Here is a 17,405-nt window from a genome sequence, read left to right as displayed (position 1 = left end):
GGCCGACGGCCGCCAGGGGATTGCCCGCCCGCCGCGGAAGATCACACTGCCATTCTCCGCCGCCGGGCGGGGCGTCGCATGCGGGCTCAGTGGCCGTTCTGCGCCAGCCGGAGCAGGTGGTCCGCGAGGGCCTGTCCGCCGGTCGGGTCCCGGCTGATCAGCAGCAGCGTGTCGTCACCGGCGATCGTGCCCAGGATGTCGTGCAGCTCCGCCTGGTCGATGGCCGAGGCGAGGAACTGGGCGGCCCCCGGCGGGGTGCGCAGGACGACCAGGTTGGCGGAGGCCTCCGCGGAGATCAGCAGCTCCTGGGAGAGCCGCCGCATGCGCTCCTCCTTGGCCGACTCCCCCAGGGGGGCACGGGGGGTGCGGAAACCCCCCTCGCTCGGCACCGCGTAGATCAGCTCGCCGTCGGTGTTGCGGATCTTCACCGCGTTCAGCTCGTCGAGGTCCCGGGAGAGCGTCGCCTGGGTGACGCTCAGCCCGTCGTCGGCGAGCAGCTTCGCCAGCTGGCTCTGCGACCGCACCGGCTGCCGGTTGAGGATGTCCACGATCCGGCGGTGCCGCGCGGTACGGGTCTGCGGCACGGCCGGTCCGGCACCCGCCACCTGCTCGTGGTCCTGCGCCTGGCTCATCGTCGTCCTATTCTCCGGATCGTCCGTCCCCATTCGCTGGGTTCGCTGCGTCGAGGATGCCGGGCAGCGCCCGGAGGAAGGCACCCACCTCGTCGTCGGACAGGTTCAGCGGCGGCATGAGCCGTACGACGTCGGCGGCGGGCGCGTTCACCAGGAACCCGGCCTCCTGGGCCGCCTGCTGCACCTGTGGCGCGTGCGGCCCGGTGAGCACGATACCCAGGAGCAGGCCGGCGCCCCGCACATAATCGATCAACGGGTGGCCGAGACCCTCGATTCCCTCGCGCAGCTTCTCGCCCTGCCGCTTGACGTTCTCCAGCAGCCCGTCGTCGGCGATGGTGTCGAGTACGGCGAGTCCGGCGGCGCAGGCGACCGGGTTGCCGCCGAAGGTCGTACCGTGCTGGCCCGGCCGGAGCAGTTCGGCGGCCCGGCCGAAGGCCACGGTGGCGCCGAGCGGCAGTCCGCCGCCGAGCTGCTTGGCGAGGGTGACGACATCGGGCAGGACGCCCTCGTGGGCCTGGTACTCGAACCAGGTCCCGGTGCGGCCGACGCCGGTCTGCACCTCGTCCAGCACCAGCAGGGCGCCGGTGGCGGCGGTGATCGCGCGGGCGGCCTTCAGATAGCCGGCCGGGGGCACGATCACACCGTTCTCGCCCTGGATCGGCTCGATGACGACGAGCGCCGTCTCCTCCGTGACCGCGGCGGCGAGCGCCTGGGCGTCGCCGTAGGGCACGTGGGTGACCTCGCCGGGCAGCGGCAGGAAGGGCTCCTGCTTGGCGGGCTGGCCGGTGAGCGCGAGGGCGCCCATCGTACGGCCGTGGAAGCCGCCGGTGGTGGCGACCATGTGGGTGCGCCCGGTGAGCCTGCCGATCTTGAAGGCGGCCTCGTTGGCCTCGGCACCGGAGTTGCAGAAGAAGACCCTGCCCTCCCGGCCGAAGAGCTGGAGCAGCCGTTCGGCGAGGGCGACGGACGGCTCGGCGATGAAGAGGTTGGAGACGTGGCCGAGGGAGGAGATCTGCCGGCTCACGGCCTCCACGACGGCCGGGTGCGCGTGCCCGAGCGCGTTGACCGCGATCCCGCCGACGAAGTCCAGGTACTGCTTGCCGTCGGCGTCCCACAGCCTGGTGCCCTCGCCGCGCACCAGCGGCAGGCGCGGGGTGCCGTAGTTGTTCATGAGCGCGCCCTGCCACCGCGCGGTCAGCTCCTGGTTGCTCATGACTCCCCCTGTTCGTCCGGCACGACCATGGTGCCGATGCCTTCGTCGGTGAAGATCTCCAGCAGGATCGAGTGCTGGACCCGGCCGTCGATGACGCGGGCGGTGTGCACCCCGTTGCGCACGGCGTACAGACAGCCCTCCATCTTCGGCACCATGCCGGAGCTCAACTCCGGGAGCAGCTTCTCCAGTTGGGAAGCGGTCAGGCGGCTGATCACCTCGTCGGAGTTCGGCCAGTCCTCGTAGAGGCCCTCGACGTCGGTGAGGACCATGAGGGTCTCGGCGCCCAGTGCCGCAGCGAGTGCCGCAGCCGCCGTATCAGCATTGACGTTGTAGACATGTCCGTCGTCCTGACTTCGGGCGATGGAGGAGACGACCGGGATGCGGCCGTCGGCGAGCAGCGCCTCGATGGCGCCGGTGTCGATCGCGGTGATCTCGCCGACCCGCCCGATGTCGACCAGTTCGCCGTCGATCTCGGGCTGGTGCCTGGTCGCGGTGATGGTGTGCGCGTCCTCGCCGGTCAGGCCGACCGCGAGCGGCCCGTGCCGGTTGAGCAGACCGACCAGCTCCCGCTGCACCTGTCCCGCCAGCACCATCCGTACGACGTCCATGGCGTCCTCGGTGGTGACGCGCAGGCCCGCCTTGAACTCGCTGACGATGCCGTGCCTGTCGAGGGCGGCGCTGATCTGCGGGCCGCCGCCGTGCACGACGACCGGCTTGAGGCCGGCGTGGTGAAGGAAGACGACGTCCTGCGCGAACGCGGCCTTCAGGTCCTCGTCGATCATGGCGTTGCCGCCGAACTTGATGACGACCGTCCTGCCGTTGTGCTTGACCAGCCAGGGCAGCGCCTCGATGAGGATCTGGGCCTTCGGCAGGGCCGTGTGCTTGCGAGTGCTCATGAGGAGTAGGCGCTGTTCTCGTGGACGTAGTCGGCGGTCAGGTCGTTGGTCCAGATCGTCGCGGTCTCCGTGCCCGCGGCCAGGTCGGCGACGATGTGCACCTCGCGGTAGCGCATGTCGACCTTCTCGCGGTCCTCGCCGACCGAACCGTTCTTGCACACCCAGACGCCGTTGATGGCGACGTTGAGCCGGTCCGCCTCGAAGGCGGCCCGGGTGGTGCCGATCGCGGAGAGCACCCGGCCCCAGTTGGGGTCCTCGCCGTGGATCGCGCACTTGAGGAGGTTGTTGCGGGCGATGGAGCGGCCCACCTCGACGGCGTCCTCCTCGCTCGCCGCGTTGATCACCTCGACCTTGATGTCCTTGCTGGCGCCCTCGGCGTCCCGGATGAGCTGCTGCCCGAGGTCGTCGCAGACCTGCCGTACGACATCGGCGAAGTCCTCGGACTCCGGGGTGATGCCGGAGGCGCCGGAGGCGAGCAGCAGGACGGTGTCGTTGGTGGACATGCAGCCGTCGGAGTCGACGCGGTCGAAGGTGACCTTCGTGGCACCCCTCAGCGCCTGGTCCAGTACGCCGTTGTCCAGTTCCGCGTCCGTGGTGAGGACGACCAGCATGGTGGCGAGGCCCGGGGCGAGCATGCCCGCGCCCTTGGCCATGCCGCCGACGGTCCAGCCGTCCTTCGTCACCACGGAGGTCTTGTGGACGGTGTCGGTGGTCTTGATGGCGATGGCGGCCTTCTCACCGCCGTGCTCGGACAGCTGGGCGGCGGCCGTCTCGACGCCCGGCAGCAGCTTGTCCATGGGCAGCGGCACGCCGATGAGCCCGGTGGAGCAGACGGCCACCTCGATGGCGCCCCGGCCGAGCACCTCGGCCACCTTCTCGGCGGTGGCGTGGGTGTCCTGGAAGCCCTTGGGGCCGGTGCAGGCGTTGGCGCCGCCCGAGTTGAGGACGACGGCGGAGACCTGGCCGCTCTTCAGGACCTGCTCGGACCACAGCACCGGCGCCGCCTTCACACGGTTGGAGGTGAAGACGCCCGCGGCGGCACGGCGCGGCCCGTTGTTGACCACGAGGGCCAGGTCGGGGTTGCCGTTCTCCTTGATCCCGGCAGCGACGCCCGCCGCCGTGAATCCCTTGGCTGCCGTGACACTCACGGTGCGACTCCGATCGTGGAAAGCCCCGTGGTCTCGGGAAGACCCAGGGCGATGTTCATGCTCTGGACGGCACCGCCCGCGGTGCCCTTGGTCAGGTTGTCGATGGCGCTGATCGCGATGATGCGGCCCACGGACTCGTCGTACGCGACCTGGATCTGAACGGCGTTGGAACCGTGGACGGACGCCGTCGCGGGCCACTGGCCCTCGGGGAGCAGACGGACGAAGGGCTCGTCGGCGTAGGCCTTCTCGTAGGCGGCGCGGACGGAGTCCGCCGTCACGCCCGCGACGGCGGTCGCGCTGCACGTGGCGAGGATCCCGCGCGGCATCGGCGCGAGCGTCGGCGTGAAGGAGACCTTCACGGATTCCCCCGCCACCCCGCTGAGGTTCTGGATCATCTCGGGGGTGTGCCGGTGGCCGCCGCCGACGCCGTACGGCGCCATGGAGCCCATGACCTCGCTGCCGAGCAGATGCGGCTTGGGTGCCTTGCCGGCGCCCGAGGTGCCGGACGCGGCGACGATCACCGCCTCCGGCTCGGCGATCCCGGCGGCGTAGGCCGGGAACAGGGCGAGGGTGACGGCGGTGGGGTAGCAACCGGGCACCGCGATGCGCTTGGACCCCTCCAGCGCGGAGCGGGCACCCGGAAGTTCGGGGAGGCCGTAGGGCCAGGTGCCGGCGTGTGCGGAGCCGTAGAACCTCTCCCAGTCGGCCGGGTCCTTCAGCCGGAAGTCGGCGCCCATGTCGACCACGAGGACGTCGGGCCCGAGCTGCTCGGCGACGGCGGCGGACTGCCCGTGCGGCAGCGCGAGGAAGACGACGTCGTGCCCGGCGAGCGCCTCGGCCGTGGTCTCCGTCAGCACGCGGTCGGCCAGGGGCAGCAGATGCGGCTGCAGCACGCCGAGCCGCTGACCGGCGTTGGAGTTTCCGGTCAGGGCACCGATCTCGACCTCGGGGTGCGCGAGGAGCAGGCGCAGGGCCTCGCCGCCCGCGTATCCGCTCGCTCCGGCCACCGCCGCACGTACCGCCATGTCCATCCTCCTCGTGATGGCATGACTATACGTATCGCCGCAGTTTTATGCAATGGCTATGCGAGGGACCCGGGGAGCATCACCCAGCGGGACACGACGAAGGTGACGGGGATCGCCGCCGCCGAGGCGAGCAGTGGGGCGAAGCGGCTGCCGGCGTGCAGGACGTCGACGATCACGTAGACGCCGGCTGTCGTGATCAGGAAGTTCGTGACATTGGTCAGCGGGAACAGCAGGAATTTACGCCAGGTGGGCCGGATCCGGTAGGTGAAGCGGGCGTTCAGGAAGAAGGAGCCGACCATGCTGAGCACAAAGGCGAGCACATGCGCCGCCAGATAGGGCAGCCATATGAGGAACAGCAGGTAGAGACAGTAATAGACAGCGGTGTTGAGCACACCGACCGCGGCGAAGGTGAGGATCTGTCGCTTCAAGGAATCAGGTCTTTCGTCCGTTCCGCATCGGTCGCCCTCACCAGGAAGTGCGGGCGACCCTTCACCTCGTAGTAGACGCGGCTGGTGCGCTCCCCGATCACTCCCAGCACAGAGCCGGGCGTCCGGTTTCCCTCCCCGACGCATATTCCGGCCGGCCACCTCCGCTTGATCACCTCTGCTTGATCGCCTCTGCTTGATGCGGAGGAACGTGACGGAGTCGGCCGCGAAGGAGTAGGTGAACCTGCCGGCGACCCCGGTGAAGGTGGACGTCTGCGGTGCGACCGCCGTGGACGTCTCGCTGTTCACCGCGTCGGGAGCGGCGGCGAGCGTCGTCACCTTCGCCCTGGAGGCGACCCTCGCACCGCCGAGGTCGATCGCCGCTCGCGCCGCCGAGGACTGGTCGTTGACGACCTTGACGATCAGTGAAGCCGCCCCACTGCTGTCCGTCGAGGTGGAGGGCGACCTGCCGGCCGCGCACCTTGATGTCGGCGTCGTAGGCGCGGCCGGTCTCGACCGAGCCCGGCTCGGCGATCAGGGCGGACTTGCCGCCGTCCACCGCCTGCTCCACGGCGGTCTGGGTGTTGCTCCAGCGGCCGATGTTCCACCAGCAGTAGGTGCCGGTGTCCTTGACGCCGAAGCGACGAGGAAGCCCTCCTGACCCGCCTTCTTGGTGGCCTTCACATGGAGGTCGTAGTCGTGCCAGGACGGGTCGCCGGCGGAGACCACGGTGTTCTGGGCGGTGGCGTCGGTCTGCACGTACTGCCCGCCTGGACGCTCCAGCTGCCGGTGCCGGTGTGGGACCACGTCGAGGCGTCACCGGAGAAGTCGTCGCCGAGCAGGGCCGAGCCGTCGGCGGCGGTGACCTTCACGTCGTCGTAGGCGGCGCTGGTGTTCCAGGCGGACAGGCCGACGGCGCCCGTGACGGGGCCGCTCACGTCCTGCGCAGAGTCCTCGTCGGCGAACAGCGGGGCGTAGGAGGCGACGACCTCGATGTGGGTGAAGTGGAAGGGCCTGGGGTGGCCCATCTCCGCCCGCACCCTGCCCCCCACTTCGAGGCCGCCGGGCCGTTGGCGAACGGGATCAGGTCAAGGGTGTCCTGGATGTGCCGCTTGAGCAGGGCGTCGTCGTCCACGGCCCTGTTCATGGCGCCGATGTCCTCGGCGAAGCGGAAGTACTCGTAGTAGCCGAGGCCGTAGGACTGGTTGTAGCCCCAGAAGTTGGCGTTGGTGGCTCGCCGCTCGACCGGGCCGATGGTGTCCTTCCACGGCCTCGGAGCCGACGGTGAGCCGCCCGGTGGTGCTGGTGCGGCTCGCGGTGAAGGTGGCCTTGTACCGGGCCCAGCCGCCCTTCTTCACGGCGATGCGGCGGGCTGTCGCCAGGCTGCCGCCGGAGTCCTGGAGGGTGACGGTGAGCGTGGTCCCGGCGCCGGCGCGGGCCCATACCGAGAAGTCGTACCTCGCGGGCCCCTGCGCCGTGGGGTCGATGTTCGAAATATCACACATTGGTCAGCACTTCGAACGCACGGTAAGAGGAGGGGTGTGAGCACATCCTGGGGCGGGCACGGCCGGCCGTAAGCTCGCCTCATGGATGTGCAGCCCCGGTACTGGCCGGTCCCCGATGTGCTGACCCATCTGGCCGGCCGCTGGCACGTCGAGCGGACGGTCCGGGATCTGGCGGGCGCTGCGGAAGGGCACTTCTCAGGGGTGACGGTCTTCACCCCGCTCGAGGCCGGAGGGCTGCTGCACGAAGAGTCCGGCGTCTTCACCTGGCAGGGCGTGACCCGGCCCGCCACCCGCACACTGCGGTTCCTGCCGGGGTCCACGCCGGGCACGGCGGACGTGCGGTTCGCGGACGGGCGGCCCTTTCACGCGCTGGACCTGAGCTCGGGGTGGTACGTCGCCGAGCACCCGTGCGCGGCCGACCTCTACCGGGGTGAGTTCACCGTGCGGGACACCGACCGCTGGCGCTCGGTGTGGCGGGTCGGCGGGCCGGCGAAGGACCTGGTGCTGACCACGGACTATGCCCGCGAGGGCTGAGCCGAGGCGGCGTCGAGGCGGAGGTTCCAGCGGCCCGCGCGGCCGGTGACGGTGGACGTGGACAGCGGACGCACGTCGATGTTCCAGTAGGTCGCGGGCGGCGCCTTCAGGGCGTAGACCAGGGCCGCGCGGATCACGGCGGGCTCGGCGACGGCCACGATCCGGCCGCCGTCCTCGGCCGGCCGGGTGTCCAGCCAGCCGCCGACCCGGGAGATGAAGGTCAGCAGGGACTCGCCGCCGTGCGGGACGGCGCGCGGGTCGGCGAGCCAGGCGTCCACCGCCTCCGGCTCGCGGGCCATCGCCTCGCCCAGGGTCATCCCGCGCCAGCGGCCCATGTCGCAGTCCCGCAGCGCCGGCTGGACCAGCGGGGCGTACCCCAGGGCGTCGCCGGTGGTCCGGCTGCGCGGCGTCGGCGAGCAGTACCGCAGCTCGGCCGCGGCCAGCGGCAGCAGGTCCCCGGCGGCGCGCCGCACCTCGTCCCAGCCGGCCTGGTCCAGCGGCCGGTCGTCCGCGAAGCGCTCGGCGAGCAGCGGGGCGCTGCGCGCGGCGGCGACAAACGTCACCCTCAGTGGCATGCGGTGATGGTGTGACGGTCGTGTGCGAAGGTCAAGGGCTGACCCCTGTGAGCTACTCAGGGTGTGCGGCCGCTTACCCCGCGGGACGCGGCCTCCACGTGCCGCCGCGATCCAGCGGCCGGGCGCCCGGCCGCTCGCGCCCCGCGTTGTCAGTGGTCCCTGGCAAGCTGCACTCATGACCGAGATCACGACGGCCGCCGACTACGGCTGGCTCAGGGAGCGGCACCAGGACCTCCTGGAGGCCTACTGCGTCACACTGGTGCAGGACATGACACCCGACCGGTTGCTGCGGGAGCTGCGGGCGGAACCCGACGGGCGGGTGACCGGGGTGGCGGCGCTGGCCGAGCCGTCGTACGACGCCTGGGACGAGTACGAGGACGACAGACTGCTCGTCGGTGTCGCGGCCGTCGGCGACTGGACACTGATGGTCGAGTACAACGGGTACGTGGGCAACCGCTCCGAACTGATGGATCCCGTCAGCCGGGGCCGTACGGTGGTCTCGCACTTCCGGAACGTCAACGCGGTGGACAGTTTCCACTGGTCGGAGGACGGCGAGATACGTCTCGGCTTCGAGCCGCTGTTCCCCTCCCATCGCCATGGCACCGACCCCGACGGGCTCCTCACCGAGATGCGGGAGTCCGGCTTCGACCTGAGAGCGGACGACGAGCGGGACTTCACCGGGCACACCGAGGCCGCCTTCGCGCTCGCCCACCGGATCACCGGAGTCCGGCTGACCCCGGAGCTGTTCGCGTCGCTGGAGTTCACCTGCGCCCTGGTCACCGTGCCCTAGAACACCTCGTCGCAGGCCGCCCGCAGCCGCCGTACCCCCTCGGTGATCTCCCCCGTGCCGGCGACGGCCGCGAAGCTCAGGCGGAGGTGGGCCGCGGGAGGTTCGGCGCTGAAGTAGGGGCGGCCGGGGGTGAGGGCGACGCCCGCGCGCAGGCCGGCCGCGGTGAGGGCGGACTCGTCGGTCCGGTCGGGCAGCCGGAGCCAGAGGTGGTAGCCGCCGGACGGGACGTGCGGCAGGGCGAGTTCGGGCAGGTGCACGGCGAGCGCGGCCGTCATGGCGTCGCGGCGGGCCTTCAACTCGGCCGACAGCGCCCGCAGATGACGGGGCCAGGCCGGGGAGCCGACCAGTTCGAGGGCCGCCTCCTGCAGCGGCCGGGGGACGAAGAAGCTGTCCACGACCTGGATGGCGCGCAGGCGTTCCAGCACCGGACCGCGCGCGGCCAGGGCGCTCACCCGGAAGCTGGGCGAGGTCGCCTTGGTCAGCGAGCCGACGTGCACGACCACGCCGTCCGGGTCGTCGGCGGCCAGCGGGCGGGGCAGCGGGCCCGCGTCGGCGTGCACCAGGCGCCGTACGAAGTCGTCCTCGATGACGAAGGCGCCGGCCTCGCGGGCGATGCGCAGCACCTCGGCGCGCCGGTCGGGGGCCAGGACGGCACCGGTGGGGTTCTGGAACAGGGGCTGGCAGACGAACACCCGGGCGCCGCTGGCCCGGAAGGCGTCGGCGAGCAGTTCGGGGCGCACTCCGTCGGGGTCGACGGGCACCGGGACCGGGCGCAGTCCGGCGGCGCGGGCGAGAGCCAGCATGCCGGGGTAGGTGGGCGACTCGACGAGGACGGGGGCGCCGGGCGGGGCGAGCGCGCGCAGGGCGGTGGCCAGCGCGGACTGACCGCCGGCCGCGATCAGCACCTCGGCCGCGGTGACGCCCCCGCCGATGCCGCGCGCGAACCACTCCCGCAGCTCCGGCAGTCCCTCCAGCGGCGGCCTCCCCCAGGCCCCGGGCCGCCGCCCGGCGCGGGCGAGTGCCGCCGCCATGGCCCGCTCGGGCTGGAGACAGGGGTGCAGATAGCCGCCGTTGAACTCCAGCACGCCGGGCGGCGGCGCGGCCAGCGAGACGGTGACCCCGGAGGCGTCCACCGTGCGCGGTACGAGCTCGGCGGCGCCGTCGGCGCTCAGCGCGACCTCCTGCCAGGAGGTGTCCCCGGCCGGGGTCTGCCCCGTGCCGGGCCGGGCCCGGAAGGCGCCGGCCCCGGGCCGGGTGACCACCAGTCCCTCGGCGGCCAGCTGGGCGAGGGCGCGCGAGACGGTCACCGGGCTCACGTGGAACCGCTCGACCAGCGTCCGGCTCGACGGGAGCTTTCCACCTGGAGAGTAGCGGTCAAGGTCTCGCCGGAGCTGTTCTGCCAAATCATTGACACTGCTACGCTGATGCATGAGAACACAGAGTAGCGCTACTGCCCCGAGTGCGATAGCGGTCACCGCTCCCCGCGAGCGCCGCGGCCTCGGCACCGGTCTCGCCGCCCTCGGCGTGGCCTCCTTCTCCCTGACCTTCCCTGCCACCGCCTGGGGTCTGCAGGGCTTCGGTCCCTGGTCGCTGGTGGCCGTGCGCAGTGTGCTCGCCGCGCTGGTCGCGGGCGGCTGCCTCCTCGCGCTGCGGGTACCGCTGCCGGAGCGCCGGCATCTGCCGGGTCTCGCCGTCGTCGCCGCCGGCGTGGTGGCCGGCTTCCCGATGCTGACGACGCTCGCCCTGCAGACCTCCACCACCGCGCACGCTGCCGTCGTGGTGGGGCTGCTGCCGCTGACCACGGCCGTGTTCTCGGCGCTGCGCACCGGCAGCCGCCCCTCGCGCCGGTTCTGGACGGCCGCGCTGGCGGGCGCCGCGGCCGTGGTCGCCTTCACGGTCGGGCAGAGCGGCGGCGCGCTCACGACCGCCGACGGGTATCTGTTCGCGGCCCTGCTGGTGTGCGCGGCCGGCTACACGGAGGGCGGCCGGCTGGCCCGGATCATGCCGGGCTGGCAGGTGATCGGCTGGGCGCTGGTGCTGTGCCTGCCGCTGAGCGTGCCGGCCGCCGCGGTGGCCCTGACGTACGAGCCCGTCCAGCTCACCGGGCACGGCATCGCCGGCCTGCTGTGGGTGGCGCTGGGCTCGCAGTTCCTCGGCCTGGTCGTCTGGTACCGGGGGATGGCGGTCATCGGCATCCCCCGGGCCAGCCAGTTGCAGTTGGCTCAGCCGCTGCTCACACTGGTGTGGTCGGCGCTGCTGCTGGGCGAGCACTTCACGGCCGCCGCCCCGGTGACAGCCGTCGCCGTGCTCGTGTGCATCGCCGTCACCCAGCGGTCGTGATCATGAGGAGGGCCTGCAATATGCGTGCATCCAAGGGCGACCATCTTGTGCAGCACGGCAGGGTGGTCGGCCAACACGACCAGGAATCGGAAGTAGTCGAGGTCCTGGGTGCCGAGGGCAGCCCGCCCTACCGCGTACGGTTCAAGGACGGACACGAGGCGATCATGTCCCCCGGACCCGACTGCCAGGTCAAGCACCGCGACGAGCGGGCGATCGATCAGCGGGGCGGCTTCGCCGATCGCCCGTAGTGGTCGGTGATCACACGTGACATCGCCCCGATCGGATCGGCCGCCACGTCCTTGGCGGCGAAGAACACATGCCCGCGCACCTGCGGGTAACGGGCGGCGAAGGTGAGGTGCCGGGACAGTTCGGCCGGGTCCTGCCAGGCCGAGGGCTGCCCGGCGGCCCCGGCCTTGTACAGGGCCTCGCCGATGTAGAGGCGTGTCCTCGTGCCCTTCGCGACCGCCGCCCACCAGTCGACCAGCTTCGCGTAGTCGGCGGCGGCGAAGCCGATGTGCCAGTACAGCTGCGGCACGATGTAGTCGATCCAGTGCTCGCGCACCCATCTGCGGGTGTCCGCGTGCAGGTCGTCGTAGGTCTGCACGCCCGCCTGCGTGTCCGAGCCGAGCGGATCCGTCGAGGCGTTGCGCCACACACCGAAGGGGCTGATCCCGAACCGGGTGCCGGGCCGGACCCGCCTGATTCCGGCGGCCGTCTCCCGCACCAGTCTGTCGATGTTGTCCCGCCGCCAGTCGGCCCGGCTCGGGAAGTCGCCGCCGTAGCGGTCGTAGGCGTCATCGTCGTCGAAGGTCTGCCCCGCGACCGGGTACGGGTAGAAGTAGTCGTCGAAGTGGACGGCGTCGACCGGGTACCGGGCGACCGCGTCGAGCATCGCCCGCTGGACGAAGGCGCGGACCTCGGGCAGACCCGGGTTGTAGTAGAGCTTCCCGCCGTAGGGCACCACCCAGTCCGGGTGCCTGCGGGCCGGGTGCGAGGCCGCGAGCCGGCCGAGGTCGGTGTGGTTCGCGATCCGGTACGGATTGAACCAGGCGTGCAACTCCAGGCCCCGCGCGTGGGCCTCGCGCACCGCGGTGCCCAGCGGGTCCCAGCCGGGGCTCTTGCCCTGGGTGCCGGCGAGGTACTCGGACCACGGCTCGTACGGCGACGGCCACAGCGCGTCGGCGGTGGGCCGTACCTGGAAGACCACCGTGTTGAGCCGGTCGCGGGCCGCCCGGTCCAGATGGGCGGTCAGCTCCGCCCGCTGTGCCGCGGCCGTGAGCCCGGGCCGGGACGGCCAGTCCCGGTTGGACACGGTCGCGAGCCACACTCCCCGCATCTCGGCGGCCGCGCGGGGCCGATGACCCGCGGCCGCTGCCGCGCCCTGCGCCGTGGCCAGCGTCGACAGCGCCGCCAGCGTGAAGGCCCGCCGTGACAGATGCCCCATGTGCACACCCCCATACGCTCCGGATCCGCTCCCTCACGGATCGTCCCGCGCCACAGGATGCACCCACCCGGCCGATCGATCATCGATACTTGACGGTAACGTGCTCGATCGGAGCAGGCGCCGAAACCCGGTGTCCTGCCGGCGAGCCGGAGAACCAGCGAAGGGGACGATGTGACGGGCATCCCAGCGGGAGACATTGCGCGCGTCGGAGTCGTGGGCTGCGGCCAGATGGGCGCCGGCATCGCCGAGGTGTGCGCCCGCGCAGGACTGGACGTGAAGGTCGCCGAGACCACCGGCGAGGCCCTGGAGATCGGCCGTACCCGGCTGTTCACCTCCCTGGCCAAGGCCGCCGAGCGCGGCAAGATCACCGAGGAGGAGCGGGACGCCACGCAGGCGCGGCTCACCTTCACCACCGACCTCGGCGAGTTCGCGGACCGCGACCTGGTGATCGAGGCCGTGGTGGAGAGCGAGCCGGTGAAGACGGAGATCTTCCAGGTCCTCGACCAGGTGGTGACCCGCCCGGACGCGATCCTCGCCTCCAACACCTCCTCGATCCCGCTGGTGAAGCTGGCGGTCGCCACCTCCCGCCCGGACCACGTGGTCGGCATCCACTTCTTCAACCCGGCCCCGGTGCAGCAGCTGGTCGAGCTGATCCCGGCGCTCACCACCTCCGAGGGCACCCTCAGCCGCGCCCAGGTCTTCGCGGAGAAGGTGCTCGGCAAGCACGCCATCCGCGCCCAAGACCGCTCCGGCTTCGTGGTCAACGCGCTGCTCGTGCCCTATCTGCTCTCCGCGATCCGGATGTTCGAGTCGGGCATCGCGAGCCGCGAGGACATCGACAACGGCATGGAGATGGGCTGCGCCCACCCGATGGGCCCCCTGAAGCTGTCCGACCTGATCGGCCTGGACACCATCGTCTCCATCGCCAACAGCATGTACGCCGAGTACAAGGAGCCGCTGTACGCCGCTCCCCCGCTGCTGCAGCGCATGGTGGAGGCGGGCCGGCTGGGCCGGAAGACCGGCTCGGGCTTCTACACCTACGGCTGATCGCGCACAACGGCGCTTCACACTCCGTGTGTGCGACGGGCACGCATATGCCCGTCGCACACGCTCCCCACGTGTCCGCCAGGCGAGTTGACTCCTCATGCCCATGCAAGGGATGCAACACCGTCCGACTACGGAAAGGAGTGGACACGTGACCGCCCATCCGGAGCATCCCGTGGTCCAGGGAGAACTCGCAGAGTTACGGCGCCGCCTCGACGTGGCCTACGCACACGTCGAGGGAGGGCTGGCGCTGCTGCGGCACCGGACCGACGAGACCACCAAGGAACTGGACGAGCTGGACACCCGCCTGAACGCGCTGGAACACGCACGCTGGCCGCTGCCCTCGCTCGCCGTGCTCACCTCACTGGGCGCGCTCCTCGTGACGATCTGGCAGGCCCTGGCCCGCTAGCCCTCGGCGAGCCTGAGGTGGTGCAGCAGGAGTAAGGCGGCCGCCATGTTGGCGGCCGGGACCTCCCCACGGGCGATCAGGTCGGGAACGAGTTTGAGGGGGACCCAGTCCCGGCGGTCCGACTCGAAGTCGTCCACGGGATGCCCGATGTACTCGCCCCGGTCGGACCAGTAGATGTGGTGCCGGGCGTCGGTGAGGCCGTTGGACGGCTCCACGCTCATCAGGTGGTGCAGGGGCCCCGGCCGCCAGCCGGTCTCCTCCTCCAGTTCCCTGGCGGCCGCGCTCGCTATGTCCTCGCCGTCCTCGACGACGCCCGCGGCCAGCTCCCAGCCCCAGCTGTCGGTGATGAAGCGGTGCCGCCACAGCAGCAGCACCTCGTTGGCCTCGTTGACCACGGTCGCCACGGCCACGGGCCGCAGCCGGATCAGGAAGTGGTCCAGGTGCCGGCCGTCCGGCAGCTCGACATCTGCGAGATTGACGCTGAACCAGCGGTTTTCATACACAGTTTGTTCGTTCTGCTTCGTCCACTGCACGGTTCTGCCACCTTCCGTCGAGTAAGTGGCAATATCGCAGCAGGGACTGTGCACCTACAGGGGGCCTACAGCGGTACGCGCAGTGCCCCGTCGATGAGTTCGGCGGCTTCGGCGGTGCCGGCCGAGCCACAGCGCGCCAGGTGTTCGCGTACCGCGCGGAGTCTGTCGCGCAGCCGCTGGGACTCCATTCCGCGTGCCTGCTCGGCCATCTGCACAGCGGTGGCCACCGCCTTGTCGGCGTTGCCCTGGCGCAGCTCGATGGTGCTGAGCATGGCGAGCCGGTGCACCCGCCCCCGGTCGTGGGCCGGGTTGTCGACGGCCGCCGCCGCGTGCTCCCGGGCGGCGGCCAGCTCGCCGAGGCTGAGCAGTGCCTCGGCCACCTGCACATTGACCAGGCCCGGCTGGACATAGCCGGTCTCGTCGGGCTCGTGGCCGCGCCGGATCCGCTCGGCCGCCGCCTCGGCGCGCCGGATGCAGGACAGGGCCCCCGCGGAGTCGCCGAGGTGGGCGTACGCCTTGGCTTGCATCGCGTACAGGTCGGAGGCGAGCGCCGGGGTGATGTGCTTGCCGGCGGCCCGCAGCGCGGCCTCGGCGAAGGCGACGGCCTGCCGGTACTCCCGCATGAACAGCGACTGGTTGACCAGCAGCGCTATGACGTACGCGCCAAGTCCCCGGTCGCCGCTGGCCTTCGCCAGCCGGAGCGCCTGGTGGAAGTAGCGCTGGGCGAGACCGTGGGCGTCGGAGTCGTAGGCGCAGATGCCCGCGATGGCCACCAAACCGCCGGTGGCGCGGTGCAGTTGGCGTCCGGTGGCGTCGGTGTAGCTGCCGCGCAGCAGCGGAGCCGCCTCGGCGTTGAGGAAGCCGACGATCCGGGTGCGCGTCGCGATGCCGCCGGCCTTGCGGTACATCTGCTCGTAGTGCGTCCGCGCGGCGCGCAGCATCTCGATGTCGGCCGGGGTGACCCGGTGCCGGCCGCCGCGGGAGACATCGACGTCCTCGGGCGGGTTCTCCCACTCCCAGACCGGCATCACGGCCGGGGTCCCGGTGACGGCGGGGGCGCCCAGGACGTGCGGCCGCTGCTGTTCGTCGGAGCGCCACAGGGCGGTCGCCCGCTCCACGAAACCGTTCAGCGAGCCGACGTGCGGGGTGCTGGGCTCGCCGGGTACGCCCAGGCCGATGTCGTCGAGGGTGACGGGACGATGGAGGCGGGCGGCGAGCACCTCGCAGATCAGGTCGGGGACCTGGCCGCGCGGTCGCTGGCCTTTCAACCACCGTGCCACGGCGGTGTGTTCGTACCGGAGCGCGAGGCCCCGTCTCCGGCCCGCCTGGTTGACGTGGGCGGCGAGACCGGCGTGCGAGATCCCCGCCTCGTCCAGGATCGCGTCGAGCAGAGTGTTGGGCTGCATGGGATGCCCCCCGGGTGGCCTGGTGCCGTTCAGCGTAGTGCGCTCGCCTTCACACGGGGTGTGAACGGAACACGTGCATCCGGGCTGTGCACGCGGTGTCGCTCAGCGTGCCGGACCGCTTGACTTAGGTGCCGGCCAAGCCGCCGGCTCCCCCTCGAAAAGCGGTGGCTTGGCCGGGTCGACCACGAGGGTGCCGCGCCCCCGGGCAGGAGGGCTCGCCCCACGTTCGGTCGTTCCGCAGGACCAGTAGCGCTGTGTCGTCCGTGGGTTTGCCGGACGTGTGCTGCAGGAGCGCGGCGAAGACGGTGCGCAGGACCGTCTGGGGAGAGACGGGGTGATCCCGTACGACGTCGCTCAGCGTCCCCGGCAGCGAGAAGAACCGGCCCCGGCTGTCCCGCGCGTCCTCCACTCCGTCCGTGAACAGAACCAGGGACTCACCCGGAACCAGATGACCACAGGACTCGGCCTCCAGCTCGGCCGGAAGCGGGAAGGGACCCAGTGGCGGAAGCGGGTCGACGCGCGTCAACGGCTCGACTCTCGTGCCGCTGAGCAGATACGGCCACGGGTGACCGCAGTTGAGGGCGCGCAGCCGTCCGTCGCGGTCGATCTCCAGGAGCAGGACGGTGACGAACTCCTCGGCGACCGGGTGGTCGGGGTCCTGGCCGCCGTTCGCGGGGTGTTCGGCGCGGGCGCGTTCGCGCAGGTGCCGGGCGAGGGCGCGGTCCAGCCGGCCCAGGACGCCGCCGAGTTCGGGCTCGTCGTGGGCGGCCTCGCGGAAACTGCCCAGCACGGCGGCGACCGTGCCGAGCGCGGCCAGACCGTGCCCGCGTACGTCGCCCATCACCACCCGCACCCCGTGCTCGGTGGCGATCGCCTCGTACAGGTCACCGCCGACGCACGCGCCCCGGTCCGCGGACAGCTGGGCGGCGGCGACGTTCAGCCCGTCGAGGCGTGGCGGCAGGGGACGCAGTACGACGCTCTGCGCGGCCCGCGCCACCCGGCGGACCTGCCGCAGCTCCCGCAGCAGCGCGCGGCGCACATGGAAGATCAGCCCGGTGCCGACGGCGAAGAAGACGGCGCTGGTGACGATGCGCGCGCCGAGGCCGTTCTGCTGGGCGAGCGGGCAGCCGAACTTGTAGGCGACCGCCACGGCTCCCCAGACCGTGGGCAGTACGGCCCCCCGCGCGGTGGGCGCCCGTGCCTTGATGCGGATCATGCCTCTGGTCCCCCATGTGGGCCCTGAAAGAGCAGACGGACCGACCCCGAAAGGCCGGTCCGATTCTGTCGAGGGCATGGCCGGGATGGGTCGGCTCACCCCCCGTTGCCACTCGAATGAGTGAGCAAGCAGCCGGTCAACCTGCATTTATGCAGTCGGCCGACCATGGGAGCTGAATCTCGGAAGGTCCGCACGTCCCCTTCCGGGTGGGGCCATGTGTCGCCCGGTTCCCCATGATCGACCGGAGTCCCGCGCCCCGAACGGGCGCGG

General features: G+C 71.5%; 18 protein-coding genes and 1 pseudogene. 6 read left to right on the top strand and 13 right to left on the bottom strand.

The window, feature by feature from the left end; translation table 11 throughout:
* Window positions 1-86 precede the first annotated feature (86 nt).
* The 7 genes and pseudogenes from ABT288_RS36275 to ABT288_RS36240 all read right to left on the bottom strand — a co-directional run.
* Complete coding sequence (locus ABT288_RS36275; protein WP_351617220.1) at window positions 87-632, bottom strand: arginine repressor; 546 nt, start codon at window positions 630-632, stop codon at window positions 87-89.
* Window positions 633-639: 7 nt separating this feature from the next.
* Window positions 640-1,845 carry an acetylornithine transaminase gene (locus ABT288_RS36270; protein WP_351617218.1) on the bottom strand — a complete coding sequence of 402 codons (1,206 nt, stop codon included), beginning with the start codon at window positions 1,843-1,845 and terminating at the stop codon, window positions 640-642.
* On the bottom strand, window positions 1,842-2,741 hold the full coding sequence (argB, locus tag ABT288_RS36265) for an acetylglutamate kinase (RefSeq protein ID WP_351617215.1): 900 nt from the start codon (window positions 2,739-2,741) through the stop codon (window positions 1,842-1,844). Before argB ends, ABT288_RS36270 begins: the two co-directional genes overlap by 4 nt.
* Window positions 2,738-3,889, bottom strand: a complete 1,152-nt coding sequence (argJ, locus tag ABT288_RS36260; RefSeq protein ID WP_351617213.1) for a bifunctional glutamate N-acetyltransferase/amino-acid acetyltransferase ArgJ — start codon at window positions 3,887-3,889, stop codon at window positions 2,738-2,740. Before argJ ends, argB begins: the two co-directional genes overlap by 4 nt.
* Window positions 3,886-4,914, bottom strand: coding sequence for an N-acetyl-gamma-glutamyl-phosphate reductase (gene argC / locus ABT288_RS36255; protein WP_351617210.1), 1,029 nt, complete (start codon window positions 4,912-4,914; stop codon window positions 3,886-3,888). Before argC ends, argJ begins: the two co-directional genes overlap by 4 nt.
* A 56-nt stretch (window positions 4,915-4,970) precedes the next feature.
* On the bottom strand, window positions 4,971-5,342 hold the full coding sequence (locus tag ABT288_RS36250; protein ID WP_351617272.1) for a GtrA family protein: 372 nt from the start codon (window positions 5,340-5,342) through the stop codon (window positions 4,971-4,973).
* A gap of 186 nt (window positions 5,343-5,528) precedes the next feature.
* Window positions 5,529-6,772 (bottom strand): annotated as a pseudogene (locus ABT288_RS36240) (alpha-L-arabinofuranosidase family protein); the annotation flags it as partial.
* Between the two features lie 153 nt (window positions 6,773-6,925).
* On the opposite strand from ABT288_RS36240, the gene ABT288_RS36235 reads away from it, so the two are divergent.
* Complete coding sequence (locus tag ABT288_RS36235; RefSeq protein ID WP_351617208.1) at window positions 6,926-7,378, top strand: DUF6314 family protein; 453 nt, start codon at window positions 6,926-6,928, stop codon at window positions 7,376-7,378.
* Here the strand turns inward: ABT288_RS36235 and ABT288_RS36230 are convergent.
* Window positions 7,360-7,953 carry a histidine phosphatase family protein gene (locus tag ABT288_RS36230; RefSeq protein ID WP_351617205.1) on the bottom strand — a complete coding sequence of 198 codons (594 nt, stop codon included), beginning with the start codon at window positions 7,951-7,953 and terminating at the stop codon, window positions 7,360-7,362. The two genes, ABT288_RS36235 and ABT288_RS36230, sit on opposite strands and share 19 nt — an antisense overlap.
* A gap of 175 nt (window positions 7,954-8,128) precedes the next feature.
* On the opposite strand from ABT288_RS36230, the gene ABT288_RS36225 reads away from it, so the two are divergent.
* On the top strand, window positions 8,129-8,743 hold the full coding sequence (locus ABT288_RS36225) for a DUF6461 domain-containing protein (protein WP_351617203.1): 615 nt from the start codon (window positions 8,129-8,131) through the stop codon (window positions 8,741-8,743).
* Here the strand turns inward: ABT288_RS36225 and ABT288_RS36220 are convergent.
* Window positions 8,740-10,173 (bottom strand): aminotransferase-like domain-containing protein, encoded by a 1,434-nt coding sequence (locus ABT288_RS36220; protein WP_351617200.1) that lies wholly within the window; start codon window positions 10,171-10,173, stop codon window positions 8,740-8,742. The two genes, ABT288_RS36225 and ABT288_RS36220, sit on opposite strands and share 4 nt — an antisense overlap.
* On the opposite strand from ABT288_RS36220, the gene ABT288_RS36215 reads away from it, so the two are divergent.
* The gene (locus ABT288_RS36215; protein ID WP_351617197.1) at window positions 10,172-11,083 is read left to right on the top strand and encodes a DMT family transporter; all 912 of its coding nucleotides are present in this window, start codon (window positions 10,172-10,174) and stop codon (window positions 11,081-11,083) included. The two genes, ABT288_RS36220 and ABT288_RS36215, sit on opposite strands and share 2 nt — an antisense overlap.
* 20 nt (window positions 11,084-11,103) lie before the next feature.
* On the top strand, window positions 11,104-11,331 hold the full coding sequence (locus ABT288_RS36210; protein WP_351617194.1) for a DUF1918 domain-containing protein: 228 nt from the start codon (window positions 11,104-11,106) through the stop codon (window positions 11,329-11,331).
* Here the strand turns inward: ABT288_RS36210 and ABT288_RS36205 are convergent.
* Window positions 11,301-12,527 carry a glycoside hydrolase family 10-like protein gene (locus tag ABT288_RS36205; protein WP_351617191.1) on the bottom strand — a complete coding sequence of 409 codons (1,227 nt, stop codon included), beginning with the start codon at window positions 12,525-12,527 and terminating at the stop codon, window positions 11,301-11,303. The two genes, ABT288_RS36210 and ABT288_RS36205, sit on opposite strands and share 31 nt — an antisense overlap.
* A 171-nt stretch (window positions 12,528-12,698) precedes the next feature.
* On the opposite strand from ABT288_RS36205, the gene ABT288_RS36200 reads away from it, so the two are divergent.
* Both ABT288_RS36200 and ABT288_RS36195 read left to right on the top strand, forming a co-directional pair.
* Window positions 12,699-13,574, top strand: coding sequence for a 3-hydroxybutyryl-CoA dehydrogenase (locus ABT288_RS36200; protein ID WP_351617188.1), 876 nt, complete (start codon window positions 12,699-12,701; stop codon window positions 13,572-13,574).
* Window positions 13,575-13,722: 148 nt separating this feature from the next.
* Window positions 13,723-13,980 carry a hypothetical protein gene (locus tag ABT288_RS36195; RefSeq protein WP_351617186.1) on the top strand — a complete coding sequence of 86 codons (258 nt, stop codon included), beginning with the start codon at window positions 13,723-13,725 and terminating at the stop codon, window positions 13,978-13,980.
* Here ABT288_RS36195 and ABT288_RS36190 read toward each other — a convergent pair.
* The 3 genes from ABT288_RS36190 to ABT288_RS36180 form a co-directional block, all read right to left on the bottom strand.
* On the bottom strand, window positions 13,977-14,513 hold the full coding sequence (locus tag ABT288_RS36190; protein WP_351617184.1) for an NUDIX hydrolase: 537 nt from the start codon (window positions 14,511-14,513) through the stop codon (window positions 13,977-13,979). The two genes, ABT288_RS36195 and ABT288_RS36190, sit on opposite strands and share 4 nt — an antisense overlap.
* 65 nt (window positions 14,514-14,578) lie before the next feature.
* A complete protein-coding gene (locus ABT288_RS36185) occupies window positions 14,579-15,919 on the bottom strand; it encodes an NsdA family TPR-like regulatory protein (protein ID WP_351617181.1) in 1,341 nt (446 codons plus the stop codon).
* Window positions 15,920-16,043: 124 nt separating this feature from the next.
* Window positions 16,044-17,135 (bottom strand): PP2C family protein-serine/threonine phosphatase, encoded by a 1,092-nt coding sequence (locus tag ABT288_RS36180; RefSeq protein ID WP_351617179.1) that lies wholly within the window; start codon window positions 17,133-17,135, stop codon window positions 16,044-16,046.
* Window positions 17,136-17,405 lie beyond the last annotated feature (270 nt).

Source organism: Streptomyces sp. NPDC001093, assembly GCF_040298985.1.
Lineage (GTDB): Bacteria > Actinomycetota > Actinomycetes > Streptomycetales > Streptomycetaceae > Streptomyces.
This window is presented reverse-complemented; position numbering and strand designations above follow the sequence as displayed.

Excerpts from the sequence above, each read along its gene's own strand:
- argB (WP_351617215.1), bottom strand. The coding sequence starts at position 2,741 with ATGAGCACTCGCAAGCACACGGCCCTGCCGAAGGCCCAGATCCTCATC.
- ABT288_RS36270 (WP_351617218.1), bottom strand. The coding sequence starts at position 1,845 with ATGAGCAACCAGGAGCTGACCGCGCGGTGGCAGGGCGCGCTCATGAAC.
- ABT288_RS36225 (WP_351617203.1), top strand. The coding sequence starts at position 8,129 with ATGACCGAGATCACGACGGCCGCCGACTACGGCTGGCTCAGGGAGCGG.
- ABT288_RS36180 (WP_351617179.1), bottom strand. The coding sequence starts at position 17,135 with ATGATCCGCATCAAGGCACGGGCGCCCACCGCGCGGGGGGCCGTACTG.
- ABT288_RS36235 (WP_351617208.1), top strand. The coding sequence starts at position 6,926 with ATGGATGTGCAGCCCCGGTACTGGCCGGTCCCCGATGTGCTGACCCAT.
- ABT288_RS36215 (WP_351617197.1), top strand. The coding sequence starts at position 10,172 with ATGAGAACACAGAGTAGCGCTACTGCCCCGAGTGCGATAGCGGTCACC.
- argC (WP_351617210.1), bottom strand. The coding sequence starts at position 4,914 with ATGGCGGTACGTGCGGCGGTGGCCGGAGCGAGCGGATACGCGGGCGGC.
- ABT288_RS36205 (WP_351617191.1), bottom strand. The coding sequence starts at position 12,527 with ATGGGGCATCTGTCACGGCGGGCCTTCACGCTGGCGGCGCTGTCGACG.
- ABT288_RS36185 (WP_351617181.1), bottom strand. The coding sequence starts at position 15,919 with ATGCAGCCCAACACTCTGCTCGACGCGATCCTGGACGAGGCGGGGATC.
- ABT288_RS36210 (WP_351617194.1), top strand. The coding sequence starts at position 11,104 with ATGCGTGCATCCAAGGGCGACCATCTTGTGCAGCACGGCAGGGTGGTC.
- ABT288_RS36220 (WP_351617200.1), bottom strand. The coding sequence starts at position 10,173 with ATGCATCAGCGTAGCAGTGTCAATGATTTGGCAGAACAGCTCCGGCGA.
- ABT288_RS36275 (WP_351617220.1), bottom strand. The coding sequence starts at position 632 with ATGAGCCAGGCGCAGGACCACGAGCAGGTGGCGGGTGCCGGACCGGCC.
- ABT288_RS36230 (WP_351617205.1), bottom strand. The coding sequence starts at position 7,953 with ATGCCACTGAGGGTGACGTTTGTCGCCGCCGCGCGCAGCGCCCCGCTG.